15 protein-coding genes and 2 pseudogenes are annotated in these 17,427 nt (G+C 49.1%); 12 read left to right on the forward strand and 5 right to left on the reverse strand.

Features of this window, described 5'->3' with window-relative positions:
* Positions 1 to 28 precede the first annotated feature (28 nt).
* The 3 genes and pseudogenes from ACFYU8_RS22430 to ACFYU8_RS22440 all read left to right on the forward strand — a co-directional run.
* Positions 29 to 405, forward strand: a pseudogene (locus tag ACFYU8_RS22430) (helix-turn-helix domain-containing protein); the annotation flags it as partial.
* 76 nt (positions 406 to 481) lie between these two features.
* Entirely contained in the window at positions 482 to 844 is a 363-nt protein-coding gene (locus ACFYU8_RS22435; RefSeq protein ID WP_390303955.1) for a cupin, read from the forward strand.
* Positions 845 to 933: 89 nt separating this feature from the next.
* On the forward strand, positions 934 to 1,368 hold the full coding sequence (locus tag ACFYU8_RS22440) for a metal-dependent hydrolase (RefSeq protein ID WP_390303957.1): 435 nt from the start codon (positions 934 to 936) through the stop codon (positions 1,366 to 1,368).
* Between the two features lie 135 nt (positions 1,369 to 1,503).
* Here the strand turns inward: ACFYU8_RS22440 and ACFYU8_RS22445 are convergent, their stop codons facing one another.
* Positions 1,504 to 3,153: a hypothetical protein gene (locus tag ACFYU8_RS22445; RefSeq protein ID WP_390303959.1), complete on the reverse strand. Its 1,650-nt coding sequence runs from the start codon at positions 3,151 to 3,153 to the stop codon at positions 1,504 to 1,506.
* 215 nt (positions 3,154 to 3,368) lie between these two features.
* Here ACFYU8_RS22445 and ACFYU8_RS22450 point away from each other — a divergent pair, with 215 nt between their 5' ends.
* The 9 genes and pseudogenes from ACFYU8_RS22450 (at position 3,369) to ACFYU8_RS22490 (ending at position 13,596) form a co-directional block, all read left to right on the forward strand.
* Entirely contained in the window at positions 3,369 to 4,283 is a 915-nt protein-coding gene (locus ACFYU8_RS22450; protein ID WP_390303961.1) for a LysR family transcriptional regulator, read from the forward strand.
* Between the two features lie 97 nt (positions 4,284 to 4,380).
* Positions 4,381 to 5,469 (forward strand): DUF418 domain-containing protein, encoded by a 1,089-nt coding sequence (locus tag ACFYU8_RS22455; RefSeq protein WP_390303963.1) that lies wholly within the window; start codon positions 4,381 to 4,383, stop codon positions 5,467 to 5,469.
* Positions 5,470 to 5,567: 98 nt separating this feature from the next.
* Positions 5,568 to 6,671 (forward strand): citrate/2-methylcitrate synthase, encoded by a 1,104-nt coding sequence (locus ACFYU8_RS22460; protein ID WP_390304152.1) that lies wholly within the window; start codon positions 5,568 to 5,570, stop codon positions 6,669 to 6,671.
* Positions 6,672 to 7,331: 660 nt separating this feature from the next.
* Positions 7,332 to 8,360, forward strand: a complete 1,029-nt coding sequence (locus ACFYU8_RS22465; protein ID WP_390303964.1) for an NADH:flavin oxidoreductase/NADH oxidase — start codon at positions 7,332 to 7,334, stop codon at positions 8,358 to 8,360.
* Positions 8,361 to 8,507: 147 nt separating this feature from the next.
* Entirely contained in the window at positions 8,508 to 9,098 is a 591-nt protein-coding gene (locus ACFYU8_RS22470; protein ID WP_390303966.1) for a TetR/AcrR family transcriptional regulator, read from the forward strand.
* Positions 9,099 to 9,172: 74 nt separating this feature from the next.
* Positions 9,173 to 10,552 (forward strand): MFS transporter, encoded by a 1,380-nt coding sequence (locus ACFYU8_RS22475; protein WP_390303968.1) that lies wholly within the window; start codon positions 9,173 to 9,175, stop codon positions 10,550 to 10,552.
* Positions 10,553 to 10,619: 67 nt separating this feature from the next.
* Positions 10,620 to 12,005, forward strand: coding sequence for a MocR-like pyridoxine biosynthesis transcription factor PdxR (gene pdxR / locus ACFYU8_RS22480; RefSeq protein ID WP_390303970.1), 1,386 nt, complete (start codon positions 10,620 to 10,622; stop codon positions 12,003 to 12,005).
* Positions 12,006 to 12,107: 102 nt separating this feature from the next.
* Positions 12,108 to 12,881 carry an HAD-IIB family hydrolase gene (locus ACFYU8_RS22485; RefSeq protein ID WP_390303972.1) on the forward strand — a complete coding sequence of 258 codons (774 nt, stop codon included), beginning with the start codon at positions 12,108 to 12,110 and terminating at the stop codon, positions 12,879 to 12,881.
* A 20-nt stretch (positions 12,882 to 12,901) separates the two neighbouring features.
* Positions 12,902 to 13,596 (forward strand): annotated as a pseudogene (locus ACFYU8_RS22490) (M24 family metallopeptidase).
* A 68-nt stretch (positions 13,597 to 13,664) separates the two neighbouring features.
* Here the strand turns inward: ACFYU8_RS22490 and ACFYU8_RS22495 are convergent.
* The 4 genes from ACFYU8_RS22495 to ACFYU8_RS22510 are packed head-to-tail and all read right to left on the reverse strand — an operon-like array spanning position 13,665 to position 17,389.
* The gene (locus ACFYU8_RS22495; RefSeq protein ID WP_390303974.1) at positions 13,665 to 14,480 is read right to left on the reverse strand and encodes an ABC transporter permease; all 816 of its coding nucleotides are present in this window, start codon (positions 14,478 to 14,480) and stop codon (positions 13,665 to 13,667) included.
* Positions 14,477 to 15,463, reverse strand: coding sequence for an ABC transporter ATP-binding protein (locus ACFYU8_RS22500; RefSeq protein WP_390303976.1), 987 nt, complete (start codon positions 15,461 to 15,463; stop codon positions 14,477 to 14,479). The genes ACFYU8_RS22495 and ACFYU8_RS22500 overlap by 4 nt, the downstream gene beginning before the upstream one ends.
* Positions 15,464 to 15,480: 17 nt before the next feature.
* Positions 15,481 to 16,290 (reverse strand): ABC transporter permease, encoded by an 810-nt coding sequence (locus ACFYU8_RS22505; protein WP_390303978.1) that lies wholly within the window; start codon positions 16,288 to 16,290, stop codon positions 15,481 to 15,483.
* Between the two features lies 1 nt (position 16,291).
* Positions 16,292 to 17,389: an ArsR/SmtB family transcription factor gene (locus ACFYU8_RS22510; RefSeq protein ID WP_390303980.1), complete on the reverse strand. Its 1,098-nt coding sequence runs from the start codon at positions 17,387 to 17,389 to the stop codon at positions 16,292 to 16,294.
* Positions 17,390 to 17,427 lie beyond the last annotated feature (38 nt).

The raw sequence follows: 17,427 nt of genomic DNA on the forward strand, positions 1-17,427 counted from the left end.
AACTCTTCCTGTGGGGAGATGAATCGCCATGCTCCGTAAAAAAGCGTTCCATTTTCGAATTTCCCCTAATCAGGAACAAACCGTACTCATCTCGAAAACATTGGGCCCTGGCTCAAAGAAGTAGATAGCACCGTCATTCAATCCTCCCTCCAAAACCTCGCAGATGCATTCACCTGATTTTTTAAAAAACAAAATGAAGCACCGCGGTTCAAAAGCAAGAAGAATAAAGTCCAGTCTTATACGACGAAGCATACGAATGCAAACATCCGAATCGACGGTAACCAAATCAAGCTGCCAAAGCTTGGCTGGGTGAGATTCGCAAAATCCCGAGAAGTAGAAGGTCGGATTCTAAACGTCACGGTGCGAAGGAATCCGACTAGGGAATATTTGGTTTTGGTAGTAATCGTGGAAGATGAGTCTGTCACAGCGCCTCTAGTTGCGCTATGATAAGGCTTACATGTCAAAAGGAGGAGAGGAAAGTATGAAACGATTCCGATTTGATCAGCAAGTAGGCAAAACAATTGATCGCTATAATTCCGTCCATGCGACGATTTCTCGTGTCTTGCGCACACCTGATTCAGTTTCGATTGGGTGTATCCATTTGGAGGCAGGCGGGATTGTTGGCTATCATCCGGCAGCTTGTCCTCAACTCTTCCTTGTCGTGAGTGGAGAAGGCTGGGTACGTGGCGAAGGTACAGAGCGTATCCCGATCCAGAGTGGTCAGGCGGCATTCTGGATCATAGGAGAAGGGCATGAATCAGGCAGTGAAACCGGAATGACGGCAATCGTGATCGAAGGAGATGGACTCGATCCGGAAAGCTTTATGTCCTTGTTGGAGACGTAGCATCCGTATGTATGATGGTATTGGTTTGCCATTCCACCAACCGTACATAAGCTCATTAGACTATCCTAGAAAGACGGTGTGAAAGGCGAATGAATTGGAAAACACATATGGCACTTGGTGCCATTGCAGGCTACTGCGCCTATCCTTCATGGAAGGGAAGCGTCATTGGCGCGACGATGGCACTCGTACCTGATATCGATCAAGCAAATAGCAAGCTCGGAAACTTGATGGGACCTGTATCCAAAATGCTGCAAAAAGGATTCGGTCATCGTACAGTGACACACTCATGGGTAATATTGTTCCTTCCATTTCTGCTATTCGGTGATTCTCCGGCTGCAATGGCAGCGCTGTGGGGGATTTTGTCCCATTTGCTTAGTGATATGCTGGTGGGACGCATTCAGTTATTATGGCCGTTGCGAGTGGGATGGCTCGGCATTCGGGTCTCCAAGTCAATGTATCGAACTGTGGATCGAATCGTGTTTTATGTAGCAATTGTGTATATCTTGATCAAAGGTTATCAGTAAGAAGAATGGATATTGAGAAAGGACCTCCCTTCAGGAGGTCCTTTTTCATTAGAACAAAAAAAGCTGACACCGGTTTAGGACCGATGCCAGCTTGCTAGTAACGATTATAAGCAGATTCTTCTTATCACGAAACAACTAAGGCATCATGAACTGTTGCACGAGCTCAGCGTTTTCAGTCATAAATTTATCTGCGTTTTGCATGACTTCTTGTTGGGCTTCCATCATTTGTTGGTCAGTCACAGTAGCGAAATTGATGGAGTTGTCAGCAGACATAGCTGGAATTTCCAGTGCTTTGCCGAATTCTGCTTTGGACTTCAGCTTGAAGCTAAAGCCTTTTGGCATATCTGGAGTAGGGTTCGAGAAGTTCACTTTTACCGTGCCGTCAGAATCTACACCATTGTCCGTCTTCGTCTCGTTCACGGTAACATTACCAGTCAGAGCAACAGGGTTGGAGGAATATTCGTCTGCCACTACGAGTGCAAAGTCATACTTTCCGGTTTTTGTCTTGTCTTGCTTGGTTGTCTCGAAAGTAGTCGCGAGGTCCAGAACTGGCTGGTCGGTCTCTTTCGCCAGGATGCTGAACTTGCCCTTTGTCTTGTCTTTTTCTTCTGTCGCTCTGTAGGTGAAGGACATTTCGCCACTTTGCTGATCAGACAGGTTGTGCAGGGAGTAACGGTAGTACGTTTCTGCGCCTTTATCGTAAGAAGCGCTGCTGTAGACCAATTGATCTTTTTTCTCTTTGTCATCGACCAAGAGTTTGCGGGACAAGATTTGATGATCGCTATTTACGAGCACGACCATTCTCAATTGATCTGTTGATTTGGCGTCTGCATCTTTTGTATCCTTGATGATGTCATCGAAGGCTTGCTCGTAATTTTTCTTGAATTCTTCTTTGCTGATTTCTTCTACTTTGTAGCCGCTGTCGAGCATCAGTGTAGCCACATTGTGGTAGCGGCTGTAGATCAGGTCAAACAGCTTTTGGTCAGCTTTTGCCTTCTCTGCAATTTGCTTCGTCAGAGCTGCACCTTCTGCGTCGTTAAAAGTAATCGTGATCTCACGCGCATCTTCTTTGAGACCTTCTTCAGAGAAAGAAACGTTTTTCTTGATGCTTACCTGGCTGTCTTTGATGCTGTCAGCATACAGCATGGCATACGGAGTCATGACCGTTTTGAGTTCATCTTGGTTAAAATTGATCGCTTCATACAAATCGCTATAGCTTACGAAGCGCTTCGGCAGTTCCTCGCCGCCCATCTTTTCCTTAAGTGCATCACGATCTTTCAGGTCCATATAAGCGTATTTCGAGTAAAACTCTGGCAGCTTAAAGCCCATCACGGAATCATTCATGAAGTACTCAAGAGTAGCCAGTTTTTTATCTTGAAGGTGAACTTCCAGGTTCCCTGATTGCTGATTCTTCTGTTCATCGATGTTGCTTTGCATCACGAGCTTCGCTTTGCCCAGCATGTCGACAATTTTTTGCGCTTCTGGGTCTGGGATGGTTGCATCTAGGGCAATTTCACTCACCTCAGTAGTGGAGTGAACTGGTTTTTCCAGGTATGGCTTCATGTAGTCTTGGTATTCCCCGTAAGCTTTGGATACGTCGCTTGAAAACTTCATCATGCTCTCCGCTTCCGCTTGCAGGTAAATCGTTTTTGCGCTCTTAAACAAATCGTACTTGGCATAGGCGGTACCTAATCCACCCAACACAACGACAGCCGCTGCCCCCGCGATCAACCATACTTTTTTCTTACTTTTGCGCGGTGGGTTCACGTTTGTTGCAGTTTCCATCTTTTCTCTCCCCTTTTTGCTCTCTCTCTTTGGTGAGTACGATGTGCGTAATGATTTTGCGCACTCGATTTTGTATTGTACCATAAGGAGGATGAAGGGGAACGATTTCCAGTAAAATTCTTCAAAAAAGAGGAAGAAAGACCCAAATGGTTGCATTCTTCCTTCTTTTGTATGCATATAGAACAAAGAAAATGCGACAGCAGGGGGGAGATCACGTGGATTTTCGCGTGCTGCAAACGTTTGTGGTGGCGGCCACGACAGAAAATTTTCACCAGACAGCAGAAGCGTTGTTCATTGCGCAGCCTACTGTCAGCCAGCATATACGACAATTGGAAAAGGAATTGGGGATCAAGCTGTTTGAACGGGTTGGCAAACGCGTTCGGTTAACGGCTGCGGGCAAACGCTACTTGCCACATGCAAAAGGGCTTCTCGAACAGTGGCATAACAGTATGGAGGACTTGCAGGCTTGGAGACAGGGCTATCGGGAAAAGTTTCAACTGGCTGTTTCACCGATTATTGCCCGTGCTCGTTTTTCCCATTTGCTGCACCGTTACACCAAGCTCTATCCCGATGTAGATATCTCGATAAAAATTGTCGACTCCGTGGAAATCGGCCCGCTGGTTCAAAATGGACAGGCTGATCTGGGCTTAACCCGGATGGTGCCGGGAGAATTCCAGTTGTCTACGTATCTTTTGTACGAAGATCCTATTGTTTTTGCAGTTCCTCACAGCGGCGGAGATATGGAAGCGCCTTTGCCTGATTGGGAGCAAGAGGTGCAATCGAACCGTTTGCTGACCCACAATCACCCGGGCTACTGGGATGAGTTGCTGTTGCTTTTGCGTCAGAGAGGGCTTTCCTTGCGCACGATGGCTGTTTCGCAGGTAGACATTACGAAGCGATTCATCGAGGATGGATTGGGCGTTTCCTTTTTGCCTCGGACGGCTATCGATCGGGATTTATTTGAAAACCGCTTTATTGAACTGCCCACACCTGGCCTTGTTTTGCCGAAGGTCGCTTCTTATTTGCTGGTACCCAAAGCAGGGATTAGCGAGCCAGCACAGCATTTTATGGAGATATTGCAATCGTTGTATCCACCGATGCCGCTTGTTCTGTCGGGTGGACGGACATAAAAGATAACAAGCCTGTAAGATAGATGTAAGGTGAATCGATAGTTTTGACCAGTATATGTAACCTATACTGATCCCTGCTAGATGACAGCAGGGGGGAATGACGAATATGCAGGCCGAACCAATCGCACAGAAGGATCGGATTTATTCTATAGATATTGTAAGGGGATTGGCTTTGTTCGGGATTTTGCTGGTGAACTTGCCGGGCTTTATCATGTATTCGGAAGATGTTCGTATGCCAATAGAGGCAGGGATCGATGCATGGCTTCGCTTGAGCTATGATTTATTCATTCAGACGAAATTTTTCGGGATTTTTTCATTTCTATTTGGCTTGGGTTTTTACATTTTCATGTCACGGGCTGAACAGCGTGGACAAAAAGTATTTCGTCTCTTCAGCAGACGGTTGCTCGCGATGTTTTTCATTGGTGTGATTCACGTCATTCTTTGGTTTGGAGATATTTTGACGGTGTATGCACTGCTCGGCTTTTTACTTATGCCTTTTTATCGAAGAAAGCCTTCTACGATTCTAGCATGGGCGGCCAGTCTGGGAGGAGTGTACATGCTCACTCAAGGCGTGGCGCTCGTGCAGACGCTCAATAATCAAGAGGTCTATCCGTTTATCGCATCATTTCAGTCGACAATGATACCAATTTTCGTGATGTTCCTGTTTGGTTTGTATGCGGGAAAACGCGGTTTGATTGCTCAAATTCGCGAACACAAGCCGTTATTGAAAAAAATCGCTGCTACTACCTTAACAATCAGTCTTCCAATCGCAGCAGGCATTGTTTGGGCGAGCGGTGTCGGCTTTGGTCCAAAGCTTGAACAAGTGAACAAAATATTGGTTGATCTGAGTACGCTGCCTATGGCGCTGTGTTTGATAGCCAGCTTGTTTCTATTGCTGGATCGTGAGCTGGTACGGAAGGTTCTCCAGCCATTTGCCTACACAGGACAAATGGGGTTAACGACTTATTTGGGGCAGACAGTCATCATGACCATCCTGATTCCTTTGTTCGGTATTACGGCAATGCCACTCTCTTCTTGGTTTTTGCTCGCGCTGCCGATCTATGCGTTTCAATTACTCGCAAGCTGGCTATGGCTGAAGCGTTTTAACCGAGGACCGATGGAAAAGCTGTGGCGTTTTCTGACGTACGGACGTAAAAAGAAGATAGTTCCAGCTCCTGCTAACTGATTGTAAAACGTGATCAAAACTCCGGTTTTCTTCTATTTCCCTTCACGATTATGAATCGATATACTGGAGAGAAAAGAGACGAAAATGGAGTGGTGATGATGACAAAACAACATCCTTTGGCTATCGGCTTGGATGGTATCGCCGTAGCAGAAACAGACCTTAGTTTGGTGGATGGGATTAATGGACTGCTGGTGTACCGCGGTCATTGGGCGCGTGATTTGGCTATTCACCACACATTTGAGGAAGTGGCACACCTGCTCTGGTTCGGACATTTGCCAAGCGAGCAGGAGTTGACTGGTTTAAAAGATAAGCTCAAAGCAAACCGTGAGCTACCGGAGCACGTAAAGGGAATCCTGAAGCTGATCCCGGCAGATGTAGATATGATGAGTGTACTGCGTACAGGTGTTTCCGCACTGGGCAGTTCCTCGCACGGCTTCCCGCCGACTATTGATGAAGTGATTTCGCTGGCAGCCAAGATGCCGACAATCGTTGCCTATCGCTTCGCTTGTCTGGAGGGCCGCGAGCCATTGGCACCGAATCCGGAGCTGGATCATACAGCGAACTATCTATATATGCTCAAGGGCGAAAAGCCGAAAGCGGCACATGTTCGCGCACTGGATGCGTACCTGATTTTGACGCAGGAGCATGGCATGAATGCATCCACATTCTCCGGTCGTGTCGTCAGCTCGACCGAATCCGATCTGATTTCTTCGATTACGGCGGCAATCGGAAGCCTGAAAGGTCCTTTGCACGGCGGTGCTCCATCTGAAGTGACGGAAATGATCGAGGCTATCGGCACGAAGGAAAATGCTGAGCCGTGGCTGCGCAATAAGCTGGAGAGCGGCGGACGCTTGATGGGCTTCGGACACCGTGTCTATAAAACGATTGATCCGCGTGCAACTGCTCTGCGCGTCGTCGCATCCGAGCTGTCGTCCAACGATCCGTGGTTCGATCTGGCGACACACGTAGAAAAAGTTGGCTTGCAGCTGCTGGAAGAGTACAAACCAGGCCGCAAACTGAATACAAACGTAGAGTTTTTTGCCGCAGCTGTCATGCGCGCGGTGGGCTTGGACGACAATTTGTTTACACCGACATTTGCCGTGAGCCGTGTGGTCGGTTGGAGTGCGCATGTACTGGAGCAGGCAGGCAAAAACCGCATTATTCGCCCGCAATCCAATTATATCGGCACGATGCCAGAATAATCGAGACGTTTATCATGAAAGCTATCCGTTATGCGGGTAGCTTTTTTTCGTGTTTATAAATGTGGCTGCGGTGGGGAGAAGAATATTTCCAGTCTAGGCTCCAGGCTCCGTCCCACTGGGGGATTAGACTGCCCGCTCCGAAGGGATTCGCGGGGAAACGCAAAAGTGGTAGCCGCTTCGTCGCGTGGGCACGTTGCGTTTCTGTTGCCCGCAAATCCCTTCTCCGCTCGGTAGGACTCCACAAGTCGCTACGTCTGGAAATATTCTTCTCTGGCGTTACTGATGAAATTCTACATTCATTTAAGGTTTTTAAAATGATTAACACGGAAAGCTCGTAGAGGAAACAGGAGAAATAAGCGAAGATCTTTGGTACACCGACCGAGACGCAATGAAAAAAAGAGAAACAAGCTTTTAGCGGCCACTTCTGAGACGCCTCCTGAATGGACCACTTTGGACGCGGGTTTCGCTTTTTTTCATGGAGGCGGGCAGTGAATCCCTCAGCGGGTGGGACAAGAAGCTGAGCGTTTTCTCCTGTTTCCTCCCCACCACAACAGCCGGACAAAGTATTATATCGTTTTCACAAAGTGCAAATTGGGATTGCAGAAGATGCTTACTTTTGGCATGATAATAAAAAAAAGTAAGAGTCGAGGAGTGGAGCAAATGGCGTTGTTGTCTACACCGTTTCAGTTCAAAGGACTTAGCTTGAAAAATCGGATTGTCATGCCACCAATGTGCCAATACTCTGTGGATGCACACGATGGAACACCAACGGACTGGCATTTCGTTCATTATGTTTCTCGCGCAGTAGGCGGAACAGGTCTGATCATCGTAGAAATGACCGATGTCGAGCCTGATGGCAGAATTTCCAACGGCGATTTGAGCTTGTGGTCTGACGAACAGATTCCGGCGTATGCACGGATTGTCTCCGAGGTTCATAAGTATGGGGCCAAGATTGGCATACAGATTGCTCATGCGGGCCGCAAAGCGGAAGACGCCGAAGTGCCTGTATCTGCGTCCGCGATTGCTTTCCCAGGGGCACGCTACAAAACGCCACGGGCGTTGACGACGGAAGAGGTCAAGCAAATGGTCGTCAAGTTCCAGGACGCAGCAAGACGTGCGGTGGAAGCTGGCGTGGATACCATTGAAATCCACGGTGCGCACGGATACTTGATTCACCAGTTCCACTCCCCTCTGACGAATCAGCGAGACGATGAGTACGGGCGGGATAAAGCGCTGTTTGGTGTGGAAATTATTCAGGCGATTAAACAGGTGATTCCAGCCGACATGCCGTTGATTATGCGCGTATCTGCCGTGGAGTACGTGGATGGCGGATATGGGCTGGATTACAGCACAGAGCTGTGCCGCCGTTACAAGGAAGCAGGCGTAGACATTTTCCATCTTTCCAGTGGCGGGGAAGGACCGATTGGTTCAGGAGGCCGTCCGGGTATTCATCCTGGCTATCAGGTACCATTGGCACGCGCGATTAAGCAGGCATTGGATGTACCAGTTATTGCAGTCGGCAACCTCGATGATCCGAGGGTAGCGGAAGCGGCGATTGGCAATGGCGATACGGATCTGGTAGCAGTCGGACGAGGCATGCTGCGTGATCCTTATTGGGCACTGCATGCGATTCATGAGCTGTCGGCGGATGAACTCCAGCCACCGAAGCAATATTCAAGAGCGTTTTAATCAAGGAAAAGAGCGAGGGGCTTTCCTTTCGACTGCATCGGTCGGAGGAGAGCCCTTTTGTAATGTGAGCCCTTGACACTTTTTGGCAATCCATTTATGATAAATGTCAGTCAGTACTGACAATCGTTTTCGGGAATGAGGGTCGCAATGAGCAGCAGCAAAAGTCTTACAAGCAGCGAAAAACTGATGATAGCCGCAATCGATCTCATCGCGGAAAGGGGCTACAACGGCGTAACCACGCAAGAAATTGCCACTGCGGCAGGATTGAGCGAGAAGACGTTGTTTCGTCACTTCGGCAGCAAGCGGAATTTGCTTGAGTGCGCCTTTGACCGTTTTCATTACACGGAAGGATTGACAAAGCTTTTCGCGGAGAAGCTTGTGTGGAATTTGCGCGAGGATTTGCTATTGATCAGCCGAACATATCACGAAATGATGAACCGCAATCGGAAAATGATTTTGATTAGCATAAAGGATGAGGCTCATTTGCCCGGATTCCGCGAGCGGACTCAAAAGCACCCCCGTCAGTTAATGGCACTGTTTACGGATTACTTCAAAGAGATGGGCAATAAAGGCAAGCTGATCCAGACGAACCCTGAGGCTCAGGCGACTGCTTTCATGGTAATGAATTTCGGGGCGTTTTTGAACGATCTGGATGGCACAAGCAATTTTTCAGGGGTATCGCTGGATGCATTTATCGAAGAGAGTATAGAGGTTTTTGCTAGGGGTTTGACTCCCTAGTTTTTTTATCACTCGAATGTCAGTCAGTACTGACAGTCAATAAGTAACTAACAAAGTGAAGGGGAAGATGCGGCATGGAAGCGACAAAAACGCAGCAAAACAGGGAAATATTAATCCGGGTCTTGATGTTTACATTGGTCATTTCCTCCATGAGTGCTTTGGTGTTTAACATTGCACTCCCCGAAATTAGCAAGGAATTTGGTTTGAGCATAGCGCAGGTGAGCTGGCTATCGACCGCATATGGATTGTTATACGCAATCGGAACCGTGACGTATGGCAAGCTGGCGGATCGTTACAAGCTCAAGAATTTGTTGACGTTTGGACTCGTAGTGTTTACGGCTGGTTCGTTTTTCGGTTTGGTCTCCGATTCCTTTGCGATGGCCCTCTTCGGAAGATGCTTGCAGGCAGTAGGGGCGGCTGTCATTCCAGCTACCGCGATGCTCATTCCTTTGCGATACTTCCCGCCTAAGCGCAGGGGTTCTGTTTTAGGAAGAACGGCAGTAGGATTGGCTCTTGGCGGCGCACTCGGCCCTGTGGTCGCGGCGTTAGTCGTCAGCTTTGCCCATTGGCGCTGGCTGTTTTCTATACCGCTTCTGATCTTGCTTACGCTGCCGTTCTACCGCAAATATTTGGAGGACGAGGAGAAAGCGTCTGGTGGGAAGTTTGATTGGGTGGGTGGCTCTTTGCTTGCGATCAGCGTGACGTCAATGCTCTTGGGGGTAACGAATGGATCGTGGTGGTCTGCATTGGGCAGTTTGGTTACTTTGCTCCTGTTTGTCGTACGGATTCGTTCGGTAGCTGATCCGTTTGTTCAGCCGAAGGTTTTTGCCAACAAGGAGTATACAGTCGGAATTCTTATGGCATTTCTCTTGAGTGGAATGGGGATATCGCTTTATTATCTCAGTCCGTTGCTCTTGGCTCAGGTGCAGCAGCTATCGACGAGCTGGATCGGCTTTGTGATGGTTCCCGCGGCCATTGCTTCGGCATTGCTCGGACGCTTGGGGGGAAAGCTCGCAGACAGGCGGGGGAATGCTTTTCTGTATTTCGTTGCCTCTAGCTTACTGATTTGCTGCTTTGGCTTGCTGTCCACTTTCACAAGCACCTCATTTTTAGGCATTGCGCTCTTTTTGATCCTAGGTAATGTGGGGCAGTCTTTTATGCAAATTACGATGGCGAACTCGATCTCGAGGACGTTGACGAAGGAGCAGGCGGGAGTAGGTATGGGAATGTTTTCGATGCTGAGCTTCATTTCCATGGGGATCGCGTCTGCGGTATACAGCAAGGTTATCGATCTTGGCGCGACAACTAATTGGAACCCGGTGAATCCATATACGAGCGGCTTCATTTACAGCAATATTTATTTAATGATGGCCCTTATGCACGTGTGTCTTATGATCTTCTACTACTTTCAGTTCGGTAAGGCGAAGAGACAGAGCCTTTTCGCGGATAGCTGACCTTAGTTCAATCAGGCTTCATCTAATATGTGGTAGACTAAAGCCAAAAAGGAAGGGGGCCTGTTCGTTGCGAGAGCTTTCTGCCATTCGTTTTACAGAGGGAGAGCCACTGTTCATCCAAATCTATCACTTTATAAAAGACGAAATATTGCGTAACCAAATCACGTACGAAGAATTTCTCCCCTCGATCAGAAGCTGTGCCCAATCGCTTGCGGTCAGCAAAAACACGGTGGAAGCTGCCTATCAGCTACTGGTATCGGAAGGGTACGCCAGCAGTATTCCGAAAAAAGGGTATCAGGTGACGTACACGGCAGGACCTCCTTCCGGGCAGCCTGCAGCAGAACTGGAAGACTCTCGTATACCGCCGATTCGCTATGACTTTCGCTACGGCAACATCGAACTGGGGGCATTCCCTTTTCATCCGTGGAATAAGCTGCGCAACAAGCTCATTTCCTACCATCAGCGCACGTATATGGTGGAGGGGCTGGATCAAGGCGAGTACGTCTTGCGAAAGGAACTCTCGAAATTGCTGCATGAAACGAGAGGAGTCCTCGCCACGCCGGAGCAGATCGTTATTGGAGCCACACCGCAACAGTTGGTGTCGATTGTCGTCCAGCTGCTGGACAGAGAGAAGCATGTGATTGGCGTGGAGAATCCGGGCTATGATGGTGCGAGAAATACGTTTCTCAACGGTGGCTACCGTGTACACGGCATTTCTTTGGAGGCAGACGGGGTATCCATAGAAGAGCTGAGGCAAAGCGGGGCGAGCGTCATGTACGTGAGCCCTTCACAGCAATTCATCAACAAAATGACGATGCCTTTGGAAAAAAGAAACCAATTGACCCTGTGGGCGCAATCCTTATTGCATTCTTATCTGGTGGAGGATGACTACGAATGGGAGTTCAAATATCAAGAGAGCTACATCCCTTCGATCCAGAGTCTGTCTCCTCAAAAGGTTGTCTACATTGGGAGGCTCTCCAAAGCATTGCTGCCGCTCGTAAACGTCAGCTACGTCGTCCTACCTTACGAGCTGTTATCGCGTTTTCACCAGCGCATGCCTGAATACGATCAGCCTGTTTCCCGATTAGACCAGCTGACTTTAGCGGCGTATTTGTCCGATGGTTATTGGCACAGACACTTGCAGCACATGCGAAAAAACTACGTGGAAAAGCGAGAGGTGTTTCTTCAGGCAGTAGCTCGTTACATGGACGGATGTGTGGAAATAGAAGGGAAGGATACGGGGCTGCATGTATTTTTGACCGTGAAAAGTCAGCGTACGGAAGCGGAACTCATGGAGCGTGCCTATCAAAAAGGTGTAAAAATCTACGGAACTGCCCGATACTGGCTGCATGATACAAGGGAGCATCCAACGGTATTGCTAGGGTACGGAGCTTTGACCCCCGATGATATTCGGGAGGGGATTCGCTTGTTGGCTAGCGCCTGGTTCGATTAGAGCACAGCTTTCTGTCCCACTCATCTTGAACGATCTGTCCCTTTGGCCTCGGACGGCTATCCATTACGATGGACTGGACAGCGATTAGAAAGGGTGGAAAAAATGAAGTTCATTTTTGATCTGGACGGGACGATCTGTTTCAAGGGTCAGCCGATCTCCACGAACATTTTGGATAGCCTACTTGAACTCGAGCAAGCGGGACATACTGTAGGTTTCGCCTCTGCAAGACCATATCGTGACATGCTGCCTGTCCTTGATGAGCGGTTTGCCAATCATCTTCTCATTGGCGCGAATGGGGCGATGACACATCATGAAGGGAGCTTGCAGGGCTGCGTGCCGATCCCGGATCGTTTGGCACATGAAATCATAAGCATTCTCGATGATTATCGGGCGCAGTATTTTATCGATGACTCGTGGAATTACGCACATAATTGTGTGTCGACCCATCCTTTTTTGAGCCAAATCGATCCCAATCGGTCAGCCAGTCGTGTGGATGTGGATCAATTGAATGCCGTCCTGAAAATCCTGATTTTATCGTGTGACCGTTATGAAGAATTGATGGCGAGAATCAAGGAACTCGACGTTACGCTGCATTATCATTCGGCGGAAGGCATTCTCGACCTCACTTATCGGGGAGTGAACAAATGGGCTGCCCTGAATCAGTTCGTTGTTGCAGGGGAGCCGTTCATCTGCTTTGGCAATGATATGAATGATTTGCCACTGTTTGAAAAAGCGCATCATTCCGTATTGATTGGCGAGTATGAACCGCTTCTTTCACTAGCAAAAGAAAAAATCACCATGGATGATCAGGTGGAGCCGTCCATTATCGCAAAATTGCGGGAGCTGGGCGAGAAGTATGAGCTAGCTCTTCCGTAAACCGAAAAGGAGGCCATCAAATGATGAATCCATTATTGGAAAAGAGACATCAGGCACTGCGCGAAGCAGAGACCAAAGCTGAGTTTTTATTTGCCACCATCGAAGAGAAGAGCATCATTCGCAGTGATGTGACAGAAAAAGATATCAACAAGGAGATTTACGAGCTGGCCTTTCAATTGTTCGGGATCAAAAAATATTGGCATAAGAGAATTGTGCGAGCGGGAAGAAACACGCTGTATCCGTACAGGGAAAACCCACGAATTTGACTGTCGCTCCCGAAGATATTGTCTTTCTCGATTTCGGGCCAATTTTTGAGGACTGGGAAGCCGATCTTGGGCGGACGTATGTGCTTGGAAATGATCCGGTAAAACAAAAGCTGCGCGACGATATTGAAAAAGTGTGGGACGAGGGCAAGGCTTACTTTTTGTCCAAGCGGGATATAACTAGCAGCGAGCTGTTTGCCTACATGTGCGAGCGCGCCAAAGCATACGGCTGGGAGTTCGGAGGGCCGCACGCAGGGCATCTCATCGGCGAATTCCCGCATGAAATAATTCAAGGGGAGGATATCGTCAACTATATTCACCCTGACAATCACAAGCCAATGAGTGAGCCGGATCATAACGGACACCCGCGTGATTGGATCTTGGAGGTTCATTTTATTGATCGGGAACGAGAAATTGGAGGATTTGTGGAGAAGCTGCTTACGGTGGAGTAAGAGGGAAATAAGAAAACGCCTTTTCCAATTAGGAAAGGGCGTTCTTTAATTAACTTCTCTTTGCCTTACTAATACATCACCATGTTCCCGGTCTTTTTCATATGCTTCTCCGCTTGCTTCAATAACACGACGGTCGCTGTCACGAGCACCAGTAAGACAGCGGCGAGAAGTCCCATATTCGGCAACATGGTTTGCAACGACGCTCCCTCCATCAGCAGCTCACGAATCAACTGAAGCGCGTAGGTCAGGGGAAAGCAGAAGGAAATGACCTTGGCCCAAACCGGAAAGGCCATCGGGGGTAGACGTACACCGGAAAAAATCAGCATGGGCTCGTCCAGAACGGTGTACAGAAAGCTCGAATCGCGTGAAAACAGAAAGAGCACACAGAGAAAGCCGCCCCAGACGATGGCCGATACCAGCAAAATGAGGAAGGCGAGTGGAGGCGCCCACCAGCCGCTCAGCTGAATGCCATCGACAAAAAACAAGGCTAATAGGACAAAGCAAAAGAACAGCCAGACCCCCTCGATCAGCGAGGAAAGCGAACGTCCATACAGAAAAGCGAGTCGGTTGACCGGGCTGATGAAGATCATTTCCATGGTTCCCGCTTGCCTCTCAAAGCTCATTTGCCAAGACGATTGCACCAGACACCAATAAAAGATGTAGCCTAAATAGCCAGTCAAAAGGAACAACGGCAACTGCTCGTAGCTGATGAACCGGGCTAGAGGGGAATCAGCTCCCATCCGGAACGGGGCAAACGAATAATACGCGGTCACGAAATTGATGACGGGCCAGACCAAGAGCGAGAAGTAGATCATTTTGCTGTGAAACGAATGGCGATGCTCCTTGATGATTTCCGCCAAAAGCAGACTGCCTAGCTGTTTCATGCCCCCCTCCGATCTGCCATGTGCAGGATGACATCCTCCAGTGATGGCTGTTGGGTAGAGAGGCGCAGGACAGGGGATTGGTGAGCAGCCAAAAGGGAAAGCAGCGGAGTTGTCATATCCGTTTTTCCCCGTAACGTCACTTCCCAGGTCTGCTCGTCTGTTTCTGCGATTTCACGCGAGCCGCCGTAGTCTTGAGCCAGCTGGCGCAAATCGTAATCGAGCGAGTCGGAAAGAGAGGGGATCACTACCTGTAAGGCTGTATCCAAGCGGAGTGATTTGGTCAGGTTCTCCGGTGTATCATGCGCCACAAGCCTTCCTTTGTCGATGATGTATACCTCGTCGCAAAGCTCTTCGACTTCATGAATGTAGTGGCTGGTCAACAGAATGGCTTTTCCATGCTGCGCAGCGAGCTCACTCACATGCTTGCGAAGCTGCCGGGCGATGGGAGCGTCCAAGCCGAGCGTCGGTTCGTCAAGGAACAGGTAGCGCGGATCATTGATCAGTCCGCGGGCGATTTGCAGTCGTTGCTTCATGCCTTTGGAATAACGCTCGACAGGGGTGTTGGCGGACTCATACAGGCCAACCTGCAAGAGCAACGAATCGATCCGATTGCGCAAGGCCTGTCCTTGCAAACCGTATAGACTGCCGAAATATTGCAGGTTTTCCCGCCCCGTTAGCCGCCAGTACAGCATGCGCTCGCCCCCTGCGATCATGTTGACCTTCGCCTTGACGAACCGATCGTCCTTTACCGCATCATATCCGTCTACTGTGATTGTGCCGCTGGTCGGGGTGAGTAGTGTGGAGCACATCTTGATCGTTGTTGTTTTTCCTGCCCCATTAATGCCTAATAACCCGATGATTTTGCCGGGTACCATGCGAAAGGACAGATCAGCAACAGCCTCGACCTCTGTCCATTGCTGGCGAAACCAGCCTTTTTTCTCCTTCACCCGGTATACCTTCCGAACATTTTCTGCAATCAGCATGATCGTCGTCCTCCTCGTTATCCAAAAATCGATTCCATGACGCGTTTTTCCATCCTACGTATGCCCCACACTCCGATGACGAGGTAGATGAGGGATAGGGCCGCCATATGAAATAGCTGTGGTGAAACGGCCTGCAGTGGCGCTCCTTGAATCACACATTGCCGAAAAGCATCTAGAGCTGGCGCGAGCGGCATGATGAGTCCGAGCGGTTGCAGCCATTCAGGCAAATACGGAATCGGAAACGTCACCCCACTGACAAAGGCCATTATGGCAAACAGCGTGTTTTGTGTGATGTACGTATCGCGGAAGTAAAGCATGAGACTGCCCAAAACGAGTGCCTGGCAAAAGAAAGCCCCTGTAGACAATATCCAGACAAGAGTGGCGCTCCATACGTTCGTATGAGAGAGGGTGAGTCCGAACAACGCCCCTACAAGCACAATCACCGAAAATTCGAATAAAGTACGCATGAACTGTTGGGTGACATTCCCCAAAAAGTACCCCCTGCGCAAGGAAGGGGTGAGCAAAACAGCCTCCAAGGTCCCTTCCCGTAGCTCTGTAATGAGTGAGCGGCTGACATTCATCAAGGTTGAGACGGCAAATGCATAAAAAGCTCCGCCGAGGATGGCGTACGACAAGTAATCGGACGAGCCAGTGAGATGTACGAAATTCCCGTCCAGCTGTCCGGCAAATACATAGTGATAGGCAAAGAAGGCGAACAACACCGTATACACCCCGGAAAAAATGTGGCCGAGGACAAACGACCACGGGTAAGCACGCATCATTACGCGGGTATTGCGGATAAAGGTAGCTTTGGCGACATGAAACACGTTATTTCCTCCGTTCTGGGGGATGTGATGAAGCAGGTGGAGAGGCAAGGCCGGGAACAGGCATATCGATGAACTCATGCAGATCGACGGCGAGTTGTTCCAGACGTGATGCAACCGCGCGGTAAAACACATACCTTCCCCGCCGTTCACTCCAGATAAAACCTGTGTCTACCAACAGATTCAAGTGCTTGTTGACGGCAGGCTCACTAATGTTGTGCAGGTCAGCCAACTGCTGCGTGCAGTAAGGATGAGCCAATAACGATTTGAGAATCGCCGTCCGCGTCGGATCACTGAACACCTTCATTTTGGTGATGAAGTCAGCGGGAATAACCGAGGTGGCTGAGGTACCGGGAACGTCAACGGATAAACACACCGAGATATGGTCGTCGTAAATGCCGAGCAACAAATGCGGCGAGACAAAAGTAGAGACACGCAAATGAATACGAGCGAGCTTTGAATAGTCAAATGTGTACGTTTTTGCCTTGTGAAATTGCAAGAAGTCTTCGTGTACCTTCAAGCGCGGGTGCACCTGCGACAAAAACGGAATCGGATCAAGCTTGATCTGCTCTTGTGCCTCATGTACAGCGCGGACGAGCCACGGTTCAATCCGCCGTTCTTCTGTCTGGAAAAAAGGCAGATAGTCGTAGCAAAACTCCAGAAAACTGCGCTTGGTCGAGAGTGGATGGCGCAAAAGCTCCCGATGCTCCGGTTTCAGTTCATCAAAAATCTCGTCCGTACGTCCTTGCATCCAAGCATGAAGTTGTCTGGGATGATAGACAGGACCGATCATGAGTTGGGCAAACTCGCCAGCATCCAACGCCTGTACACGCTCCAGTGCGGCCTCAACAGAATGCTCAAAGCACTCCTCCCAAGGCGCCAGAAAGTCCATGGCATCGAGAAACTGGTTGGACATGGAACTAAAATAGTGAAGCTTTTCCAAGAACGTGGGCGGTAAGGTAGTGAGCAACTCCTCCGCCCAATGCAAGCGGGCGCTGTGATGCTCCGGCTTTGCAAGTACATGAAGACTTAAGAAAAACTCATAGCCGGGTATGTATGCGACGTGAAGATGCTTACGCAGCCAGTCAGGCAAATCTTGCACCGAGCATTCTCCTTTCTTGTTCAATTAACCAGTTGGTG

The sequence above is a fragment of the Brevibacillus sp. NPDC003359 genome, from assembly GCF_042878995.1.
In the GTDB taxonomy this organism is placed as follows: domain Bacteria; phylum Bacillota; class Bacilli; order Brevibacillales; family Brevibacillaceae; genus Brevibacillus.